We start from the raw sequence: 656 nt of genomic DNA on the forward strand, positions 1-656 counted from the left end.
CGACTCCGGGTTCATCCCCGCCTTCTCGTCCGGAGAGTCCACCGTGATGCGCATCTTCTCCGGCAAGAAGAACACCCCGGCCACCACGGCCTCGGTCTTCGTCCGCGCGGGCGACGACGTCTCCTACCCCGTCACCTTCGCGGTGCCGCACCTGAACTGCCCCAGCGGCAAGGGCGCCATCCCCGCCGACGGCAAGTAATCCCGGCCCCGTTCCGGAGAGGATTCCTCATGTCGATCCGCCGACGCCTCGTCGCCGTGACCGCCGCCTGCCTCGTCGCCCTCGGGCTGACGGCCGTCCCGGCCGCGGCCGACGTCGTCGTGCCCGAGTCCGACGGCGTCTTCCAGGCGGACGGCGCCTACGAGGCGTCGTACACCTGGGCGAACGGGGCCGGGGCGACGCTGTGGGCGTCCTGCTCGCCCGACGGCGACGCCACCGTGACGGTGCGGTTCAACGCCACCGACGAGGGCGTCGCGCTGGTCGACCTCGTCCCGACGCTGGAGGTCTGGGGCCAGAGCGACTCCGGGTTCATCCCCGCCTTCTCGTCCGGAGAGTCCACCGTGATGCGCATCTTCTCCGGCAAGAAGAACACCCCGGCCACCACGGCCTCGGTCTTCGTCCGCGCGGGCGACGACGTCTCCTACCCCGTCACCTTCGC

Annotated in this window: 2 protein-coding genes; both read left to right on the forward strand. The window is 71.2% G+C overall.

What is annotated here, in order from left to right; translation table 11 throughout:
- On the forward strand, positions 1–199 hold a 199-nt coding region (locus tag V5O49_RS00165), incomplete at its 5' end, for a hypothetical protein (RefSeq protein WP_332900454.1).
- Positions 200–228: 29 nt separating this feature from the next.
- A partial coding sequence (locus V5O49_RS00170; protein WP_332900455.1) for a hypothetical protein occupies positions 229–656 on the forward strand: 428 nt, incomplete at its 3' end.

It is taken from the genome of Isoptericola haloaureus (assembly GCF_036689775.1).
Classification (GTDB): Bacteria; Actinomycetota; Actinomycetes; order Actinomycetales; family Cellulomonadaceae; genus Isoptericola; species Isoptericola haloaureus.